The sequence below is a fragment of the Stenotrophomonas sp. RIT309 genome, from assembly GCF_000632045.1.
Lineage (GTDB): Bacteria > Pseudomonadota > Gammaproteobacteria > Xanthomonadales > Xanthomonadaceae > Stenotrophomonas > Stenotrophomonas indicatrix.
On record NZ_JFYS01000023.1, the window covers coordinates 264942 to 274366 of the forward strand.

At 65.9% G+C, this 9425-nt stretch carries 7 protein-coding genes; 2 read left to right on the forward strand and 5 right to left on the reverse strand.

What is annotated here, in order from left to right; all coding sequences use genetic code 11:
* Window positions 1-375: 375 nt before the first annotated feature.
* Window positions 376-678 carry a hypothetical protein gene (locus tag BW38_RS06660; protein WP_234003398.1) on the forward strand — a complete coding sequence of 101 codons (303 nt, stop codon included), beginning with the start codon at window positions 376-378 and terminating at the stop codon, window positions 676-678.
* Here the strand turns inward: BW38_RS06660 and BW38_RS06655 are convergent.
* The 3 genes from BW38_RS06655 to BW38_RS06645 form a co-directional block, all read right to left on the reverse strand.
* Complete coding sequence (locus tag BW38_RS06655; protein ID WP_152543316.1) at window positions 675-5021, reverse strand: AAA domain-containing protein; 4347 nt, start codon at window positions 5019-5021, stop codon at window positions 675-677. The two genes, BW38_RS06660 and BW38_RS06655, sit on opposite strands and share 4 nt — an antisense overlap.
* A 109-nt stretch (window positions 5022-5130) precedes the next feature.
* Complete coding sequence (locus tag BW38_RS06650; protein WP_235189977.1) at window positions 5131-6060, reverse strand: helix-turn-helix domain-containing GNAT family N-acetyltransferase; 930 nt, start codon at window positions 6058-6060, stop codon at window positions 5131-5133.
* Window positions 6061-6140: 80 nt separating this feature from the next.
* The gene (locus BW38_RS06645) at window positions 6141-7646 is read right to left on the reverse strand and encodes a YifB family Mg chelatase-like AAA ATPase (protein WP_032976923.1); all 1506 of its coding nucleotides are present in this window, start codon (window positions 7644-7646) and stop codon (window positions 6141-6143) included.
* A gap of 360 nt (window positions 7647-8006) precedes the next feature.
* Between BW38_RS06645 and BW38_RS0120805 the strand changes: the two genes are divergently transcribed.
* On the forward strand, window positions 8007-8447 hold the full coding sequence (locus BW38_RS0120805; RefSeq protein ID WP_032976924.1) for a hypothetical protein: 441 nt from the start codon (window positions 8007-8009) through the stop codon (window positions 8445-8447).
* 121 nt (window positions 8448-8568) lie between these two features.
* Here the strand turns inward: BW38_RS0120805 and BW38_RS06640 are convergent, their stop codons facing one another.
* Complete coding sequence (locus BW38_RS06640) at window positions 8569-9045, reverse strand: hypothetical protein (RefSeq protein WP_032976925.1); 477 nt, start codon at window positions 9043-9045, stop codon at window positions 8569-8571.
* 46 nt (window positions 9046-9091) lie between these two features.
* A partial coding sequence (locus tag BW38_RS0120810) for a hypothetical protein (RefSeq protein ID WP_081794583.1) occupies window positions 9092-9425 on the reverse strand: 334 nt, incomplete at its 5' end.

Consider the following 9425-nt stretch of genomic DNA (forward strand, 5'->3'; position numbering starts at 1 on the left):
CGAAATCCCCCCGGCGCCGACGCGCCTTGCCAACCAAGGTTGGCATCTACCCAAGCGTGGCCCTTCGCCGCACGCAATCCGGTAGCGCCGGGCCATGCCCGGCGGAATCGCTCCGGCGCCGACGCGCCTTGCCAACCAAGGTTGGCATCTACCCAAGCGGGGCCCTTCGCCGCACGCAATCCGGTAGCGCCGGGCCATGCCCGGCGGAATCGCTCCACCCAAGCGGGCCATCCGCCGCACTTTGCACAATCAGCACTGATATTCCGGCACCAACGCAAGGTTCCCACAATGTTGCTGGGTCATCCTGTACGCATGGCACAGCACAACCCCCGTTTCCCTCCGGTTCGCAGGCGCGCCCATGGACGTGCGCGTCCGGTGCCGTTCGCAGCACCGGCGGTCGACCTGGAGGCCGAATACCAGTTCTGGCAGGTCTATGACCGCGTGGTCCGTCCCCTGCCCGGGGGCGGGTTCCGCCTGGCCTGGCTGGTGCTGCAGGCCGTGTACCGGGCGCGGGCGCGCTATCCTGCCGACACCCACAAGGCGGCGCTGTCGCGAGTACTGTTCGGTACCAACATGACCGACGCGCGCGCGGCCGAACTGGAAGAACTCTACGGGCTGGTCAGCCGCAGGCTGGCGGCGGTGGCCGTGCGCACGCTGGCACCCGGCAGCACCGCCTAGCCCGCCTTGCAGGGCATGCAGATCCGTCCCACCCCGCCGGCACCGGCGCGCAGGTCAGGGTCGAAGAACTCTTCCTGGCTGCGGATCTGCCCACAGCGGCTGCAGACTTTCTTCTCTTTCGATTCCAGCCCCTGCACCTGCTCGATCACCTGATCGACCGCTGCCGAGCGGATCTCCGTGCCGGCCACTTCAATCAGGCGATAGAGCCGGTCGGACAGCGTCTGCACCGGGTCGCTGCCGAGATTGAACCGGTTGATGCGCAGGAAGCGGTAGCCGTAGCTTTCCAGGGTCAGCTGGCGCTCGACATCAGCCTCCACCAGATAGCGCTCGTGGTTGCCCACATGCACCGGCTTGTCGCGGCGGAAATGGAATTCGAAGCCGTCGTACTCGATCACGATCTGCAGCGCGCCGCGCACGGTCTGCACGGTCACCAGGAAGTCCACCCGCCACGCCGGGTGCTGATAGGTCGGGTCAAGCTGGCGCAGGTAGTCGCCCACCGGGAACTGCGGAATGATCTCGACCGCATCGCCATGGGCAAGCACGAACGGCGTCTGCTGCAGCCACTGCAGCACCTTCGATTCCATCGGGCTGCGCGCATCGGTCTGCGCGGCGTCGGGCGCGGGACGGTCCAGCTGGCTGGCGTAGTAACGCAGCGCATGGCCAATCGCGCCGCGGAACGCATCCACCGGCATCGAATGGACGAACCAGATCGCCTCCTGCGCACGGGAGAAGCCGACATTCAGGCGCTGCACTTTCAGCTTGTCTTCCACCGCATCCACCGCGCCGCTCAGGCTGACCGGGAAGATGTAGTTCAGCGCATCCTGGCCGGCAGTCGCCACCATCGAATAGAAGATCAGCCCGCGTTCCTCACCCTGGCAGGAGTCGACCGTCATCACCTTCAGGCGAAGCCGCTCTTCGAACTCGCGGCCGCGCGGATGGTTGAACAGCGTCTTGGACAACAGCGTCTGCTGCTCGCGGAACGGGGTGATGATGCCCACCGTGGGCGGCGCATCCGTATCCAGCAGTTCCACCAGGCGCTCGGCGATGAACGCCGCTTCGGCGTCGTTGGTGCTGCGGCTGGTGCGGTGCCCACTGGCATCGACCTGGCTGAAGCGGATCACTTCCTGCAGCGGCCGGCTGCGGATCTTCAGCGCCTGCAGCTGGTGGTTGTAGAAGGTGGAGGACGAGAACCCGATCAGTTCCGCATAGCTGCGGAAATGCTTGCGCAGCATCACCGAGTACGAGGCCGAGAGCGAGCAGAACTCCAGCACCGAGCGCTTCACATCGAACATGGCCAACCGTTCCAGCACGTCGGCCTGCTGGCTGACGTTGGTGCGGAAATAGTTGACCAGGTCCGAGCGGTACTTGTCGTTCAGCGCGATGCTGGCGTTGGCAGCCTTGACGTTGGAGAACTGCTTGGAATCGCCCAGTACCACCACCTTGCGCGCGCGCAGCAGCGCCGGCAGCGCCTGCGCCACCGAGACCTGCGAGCCTTCGTCGATCACCAGCACGTCGAACAGGTCCGGCGCCAGCGGCATGTATTCGCCGAACTCGCGGATGCTGGCGATCATCACCGGGAACGACTCGCGCACGCTCTCGAACTTGTCCACCGGGAATTTCTGCCGGTTGGCGATCACGCCCGCCAATGCCCGCGCATCGGCGCGGTGATGATCCATGAAGCTGATCAGGCGCCCATCCACATGGGCATTCATCACCGAGGTGTTCAGGCGCTCCAGCTTGGTCTTGGTGCCCACATAGTCGTACTGCGGCGCGTCGACGAAGGCCTTGCGTGTGGCCATCCAGCCCTGCAGGAAGCGCAGGGTCAGTGCCCACAGTGCGGGATCGTCCTTCGGCTCGGCCAGCAGGGCCTCGACGATGGCCGGATTGAGCCTCGCCAGCAGGGTCATCGCCTGCCGTGCAACCGCCGCACCCGGGCCCGGCGCGGCGCCGTGGGCAATCTGCCGGTAACTGGCCGGCAGCTGCGTGCCCAGGCCTTCGGCCTCCAGCTTCATGCGCAGCGCGTTTGCGCCCTGCACGATGTTCTGCAGGGCGGCTGCATCCTGCTTGAGCAGCAGCGGGCGGGTGGTGCCGAGCTGGTTGAGCTGAAGCTCCAGCCCGCGCACCGCATTGCCACGCAGCAGATAGCCCAGCAGCGGCATCTTCAGCTGCTGGTACTGCAGCAACAGCGTGCCCAGCAGCCGTATCTGCCCGGCATCCAACGACTCGAACAGCGCCCAGCCGTCAACCGGTCGGTCGGCAAGAAAGGCGGTGGTCACCGCATCGCGGCGGATACGTTCGTCCAGTGAGGCCGGCGTGTAGTCGGTGCTGCCGAACAGGTCGGCAAGATAGGCTTCCAGTGCGTCCGCCTGCGCGGTCACCGCTTCCAGCTCGGACAGCACGTTGGCATCCATCACCGCGTGCACCTGCTGCAGCACCGCGGGGGCGCGCTCGCCCAGCGCCGCTTCCTGCTCGTGCATGGTCTTCACTGCAGCAAGCGAGACACGCCCCAGCGTCTGCACGGTAGTGGAGATGGCCTGACGCAGTGTCTGCGCCGTGTCCTGGCGCTCGCTTTCTAGTGCGGGCTGGTTGGCCTTCATGGCCTTGGCGAAGGCCGAGATCTGGCTGATCGTGCCGGTGGAGGTCAGGCGCTTGAAGTTGGCCGCCTGCTGGCCGAGCCGCAGGATCGGGTTGGGGAAGTCGCGATCATGGCGAACCCGGCTCATCGCATCGGACAGCTTGTCGTACACCACGTCCAGCGCTTCGGTCTTGTCCGACAGCACCAGGCAGCTCTTCTTGTTGAAGGCGCAGTCGGCGGCGATGGCGGTGATGGTGTGCGACTTGCCGGTGCCAGGCGGGCCTTCGACCACCACGATGCGGCCCTGTGGTTCGCGCACCGCCAGCAGGATCTTGCGCTGTTCCTCGTTCAACGGAATGGGCGAATCGAACACCATGCGCTCCACCAGCGGCAGCGCATCCCAGGCCGATTCCACGCGTTCCCCGATGGGCTCGGGGTTGCGCATCAGCACGCCTTCCACCATGCCGTGGAACAGATCCACCAGCTTCGACCCCCCATTGCGGGCCTGGTCGATGATCTCCTCGAAATCATTCAACAGCGCCTCGTCGGCGCGCTCGAACGCAGCCAGGTGCAGGGCAGGCGACAGCGCAACGGTGGCGGTGGATGCCTCGTTGGCAGACGAGGAAAGTGAGACGTCGCCGCCCAGATCCACCGCGTTGGCCACCTGCCGGAACAGCGACGCTGCCACTTCGAACAGGCTCTGCGCCGGGTCGAGGTACTGGATGCGCTCCTGGATCGGCGACACCCACTCGCGGGCCATGCCCACGGCCAGTTCCTGCAGCACGAAATCGATCGCGCGGCGGTTGGCGAACAGGCGGTTGCTGAGGGTCAGGGTGTAGCCCGACCCATCTTTGGCCCGCACCACGTCCAGCGGCAGGTAGAACACCGGGTACTGCACGCCCGCGTACTTGAGCGTGCCCACGTAGAGATACAGCTGCAGGCCATCGCCGGTGGCGACATAGGTTTCCAGGTCGCGGAACTCATGGAAGGCGTCGGCCGCCACGAAGTTCTCGAAGAACGCCATCAGCGCGCTGATCGTGCCTTCGCGGGTCAGCTGGTGCTCGCAGGCCTGCTGCAGCGGCAGCTCGTCACCGGTGGCCAGCAAGCGCGCCAGCACCTCCGGCAGCGTCTGGTACAGATCCACAACGGAGCGGGTGACCAGGTCCGATTCAGCCGCGTGCAGCGAATCCATCACCCAGTACGCCTGGCCCTGCAGTGGGCCGGCCAGATGCGCGATCAGCGGCCGCACCACCTGCACGCACATCGCATCCACCAGGGTGCCCTGCACCGATTCCACCCAGGCTTCCGGGTCTTCCAGTGCACCGGTCATGCTGGCGCGCGCCTTGTCCAGCACGGCCACGCGCACCGTGGCGATGGCGGTCTCCGTGATGGCGTTCACTTGTTCTTCGACGATGCGGCGCAGCGTCGCGCTGATCGGCCGGGTATAGCTGCGCGGGCCGATGGTGAACGACAGCTCCTCGCCGGAGGGCCGGCTGAGCAGCTTCCACAACTCCTTGTCCAACGCCGGATACGGCGCGGTGCGCATGCCCGCGCGGAAGCCGGAATCGCTGGTAAGCACGATGCGGCGCCGCGGTGCCTGCGCGCGCTTGAAATCCGATTCAAGGAAATCGCGGAAGTACTGCGAGATCCGCACCGCGATTTCGCGCATTTTCGTTTCACCCAGAGGCCCGCCGCCGCCGGTTGCCGCAGGTGTCAGGGGGGTGGACGCATCGGAGGTCGGCAGGTGCGGCGGTTGCAGAGTGCTCATGGATCAGAAGGCCGGCCTGCTGGGACAGGCGACATCGTAGACAGGGCCTTGCATGGTCGCACGCGGCGTGTGTGGCGGGGAGGGGCGCCTCCTGCGCCGTTGCTTCTGCTCAGGCCAGGTCGCGGGCCCACACCTGGCTGGTCTGGTCACTGCCGAAGCTGTGGTGGTGCTCTTCCTCCACCAGCGAAAAACCGGTCTTCTCATACAGGCGCACCGCATCCAGCAGCACCTTGTTCGTCCACAGCACCATGCGGGTATAACCGGCGGCACGCGCAAAGCCGATGGCTTCTTCCACCAGGCGGCGGCCGACGCCCAGGCCCCGCGCGCTGGCATCCACGTACAGCATGCGCAGCTTGGCCGTGGTGGCATCGTGGCGCACCACGAACACCGAGCCCACCATCTCGCCCTGGCGGTCGGCGATCCAGCAGCGGTCGGAGGTAGGGTCGAACTCGCGCAGGTACTTGCCGACGATGTCAGCCAGCAGCGCCTCGAACTCCTGGTTCCAGCCGTACTCCTGCGCGTACAGCCGCGCCTGCTTGTGTACCACCAGGCCCATGTCACCCGGCTGCGGGGCGCGCAGCACAACATCTGCCGGGCGCGTATCCAGCAGTTGCCCGATGCGGTCCATCGCGTCCACCAGCGCCTGCTGTTGCGCCTCCGGCAACGGCGACAGCATGGCCAGCACTTCCTGGCGCGACGCCTCTTCGAAAGGCTGGAACGTCTGCCGGCCAAGCGCGGTCAGCGCCAGCAACTGCGAGCGGGCGTCGTCCGGGTGGGGTGTCTTCTCCAGTAGCCCCTGGCTCTCCAGCGTGGCGATCACGCGGCTGAGATAGCCGGCGTTGAGGCCCAGCTCCGTGCGCAGGTCCAACGCCCGCGCTGCCCCGCGGCTCGACAGTTCGTACAGCACACGCATTTCCGTCAGGGAAAACGGGCTGCCCAGCAGGTGGTCCTGCAGCACGCCGATGCGGCGGGTGTAAAAGCGATTGAAACGACGCACCTGCTCGACGCGGTCGGGGGCTTGGCTGTGCATGGCGGGCATGGCGGGTGTTCTTTTATTGCCTGAGGCAACTAATATTGTGTGCCTCAGGCAAGCAAGTCAACAGTGTGAGGACGGGGCCGCTATGTGCCTGGCTTGCCCCGGTCCAGCTGCCGGTACCCAATGGCCTCGGCCAAGTGTGCGGTCTGGATGGTCTCGCTTTCGGCAAGATCGGCAATGGTGCGTGCCACGCGCAAGATGCGATGCATCGCCCGCGCCGACAGCTGCAGGCGCTCGATGGCTTGTTCCAGCAGATCCTGGTCGGCTTCGCTCAAGCGCGTGCACGCGCGCAGGGCAGCAGGCGGCAGGTGCGCGTTGAGGCCACCACGCGCCTGTTGCCGCGCATGTGCCGCTTCCACCCGCGAACGCACGCTGGCGCTGGGCTCGCCCAGCGGCGTGCTCTCGCGAAGCTCCACCGCATCCATGCGGCTCACGTTGATGTGCAGGTCGATGCGGTCCAGCAACGGGCCCGATACCCGTGCGCGGTAGCGGGTGATGCGCTCGTCGCTGCACAGGCAACGGTTGCTGCGGTCGCCGGCCCAGCCACAGGGACACGGGTTCATCGCCGCCACCAGTTGGAAGCGTGCCGGGTAGACCACGCTGCGCGCTGCGCGGGAGATGCGGATGTGACCCGACTCCAGCGGTTCGCGCAGGGTTTCCAATGCGCTGCGATTCCACTCCGGCAGTTCATCCAGGAACAGCACGCCGTGGTGCGCCAGCGAGATTTCGCCGGGGCAGGGCGGATTACCGCCGCCCACCAATGCCGCCGCGCTTGCGCTGTGGTGCGGCGCCCGGAACGGCCGCTGTCGCCAACGCTTCGGGTCCAGCCCTTCGCCGCTGACCGAGGTGATGGCCGCCAACTGCAGGGCATCGATCTCTTCGGAATCCGGCAACAGGCTGGGCAGGCGCGAGGCCAGCAGGGTCTTGCCGCAGCCGGGGCTGCCGATCAGCAATAGATGATGACCACCGGCCGCCGACACTTCCAGTGCCCGGCGCGCGAGCGCCTGTCCACGAACGTCGGCCAGATCGGGCAGTGGCAACGGTGTGGTGTCCACGCGTTCCACCTGCGGTAGCAAACGCGGGTTGCCCAGCCCGGCGCAGCATTCCAGCAGCGTGCGCGCCACGCGCACATCGGCGTGCTGGGCCAGCGCGGCTTCAGCGGCATTCCCCGGTGGCACGATCAGGATGCGCCCCGCTTCGGCGGCGGCGATGGCGGCCGGCAGCGCGCCGGATACGGGACGCAGCTCACCGGTCAGGCCAAGTTCGCCGAGGAACTCGTACTGCAGCAGCGACTGCGGGTCTACCTGACTGCTGGCCGCGAGGATGCCCAGCGCGATGGCCAGATCGTAGCGACCACCTTCTTTCGGCAGGTCCGCGGGGGCCAGGTTCAAGGTGATGCGCCGCTGCGGGAAGTCGAAGCGCGCGCAGAGCATCGCGGCACGCACGCGCTCGCGCGACTCGCGCACGCTGGTCTCGGCCAGGCCGACAATCTGGGTGACGGGTAGACCGCCGGAGAGATGCACCTCGATTCGCACCAGCGGGGCATCGACCCCGGCGCGGGCACGGCTGTGGACCAGCGCCAGGCTCATGTGTGGATTCCTGCAGAGGGGCGCTTGATGGTGGGGCGGCGCGCTGCGGGTAGCCATCGGGGATTGCTGGTGAAGCGGCTAGGGGGAGTCCTCCCCACCGCGCAGCGTGCCCTCTGTTGGCTATGAATGCGCTCCCGACTTGCCTTTTTCCCCGCGAGCAAAGACATTTCTTCGGATCTCGCTCGTTGAGCCAATGGGACTGCAGGACGCCCAGCTTGGCGTGACTAGGACAGAGACCGGTGTGTACACAGTTCGCCTTGGACGATCTGGACGAATAAGCCCTGCTGGGAGTTGCTCGCAGATGTGCGGGAGCTATCGTCCCGGTGGAAATTTCCCCTACTGATGACTTGCATGCCTCCAATGAACACTCGCAAGCTCTTCCTGATGGTCACGCTGGCACTCGCACTTTCTGGCTGCTCGGAAGTTGCAAGCACTCAATATGCAGACCGAAACCAAGCCGTTTCGAGACAGGCAATCGGTGAATCGAAGTGGTTGCCCGGGTGGTTGCCTGAGGATGCTGTCAACATACAAGAGACGCACGACATGGACACCAATGAGTCGTGGTTGGTCTTTCGTTTAACCAGCGGGATTCTTACTTTGCCTGAAGACTGCACGCTGGCAAGCAGGCCGGAGATGCCGGACGCGCGAGTCATGCGGCGGTTTCCCCAGTTCGCCCGAAGCGCTTGGTCGCGCGCGTCAAATTACGCCGAAAAGTTCTACCTGTGTCCGGAGGGCAATGCTGGTCGCTGGGTCATGCATGATGAAGAAATGGACCTTGTTTACAGCAGAGTAAAGTTCTGAGACCGATGTCCGGGCGCTCAAGTTCGATCACGAACGGCAATCCTCTTCGTCCGAACTTGGACTCCCTCAACGTAGTCAGGCCGACGTCTCCCCGATTTTGAGTAACAGGACGATTTGGAGTTCAAGCTCTAGTTGGACACCGCTGCCCATCAGGGACCGCCCCACTGAAGCGCCCAAACAGCGCTTCGATCCAGGACGTTCCTGCACTCTCCACCAGCAACCCGCCCTGGCTCTGGTGGTAGCCAAACCACCGCTCGAAACTGAGACGCAGGCGTTCGATGTCCGGCGCCCGCCACCTGGCATCGGCGGGCAGCCGGATCAGCACGCGTGAGGGGGCGTTCTCCACGTCCATCACCAGGACGCCCTTGCAGCGGATCTCGAAGGACGTCACCCCGGCATAGCGCGTGTGCAGTTCAAAGCCCTCATCTGCTTTGGCGGTCGCGAAGCCGAGTGCATCACTGTGCAGCAGCCGGTAGTCGACTGGCTGCAGCTTCTGGTAGGCCCACACCTGATCGCCCGCTGGCTCGGGCCACCCCGCCCATACCGCGCCGATCACCGCGATGCACACCGCCGCCGCGGCAAGGCCGTGTTTCTTCATTCATCACCCCGCACAAAAACAGAACGTCCCGCCCACAAGTGCGGCCTCAGTCCTGTGGCCGCACCCGCTCGTGGATGAAGGCCGTGAGTGCGATGTCGGCCATTACCAGTCCCTCCATCACCCGATCGCCCACGTACTGGTCGGACTCGCCGTTCTGGCGCGTGCGCTCGGCCGCCAGCAGGATCTCCTGCACGATGCGCTGGCCCGTCAGCGCGCAGTCGGCGTCGGACAACTGCATCTGCCGGCTGCGCAGGTGATGGCGCTCGGGCCACGGCTGGCCATCGGCTGCAGCACCAGCGCCGATGCTGTGCAGGATGGCGATGAGGCTGTTGGGGTCCAGGGCAGGGGCGGGCGAGGGCGCTTCCTGGATGGGGCGCGGG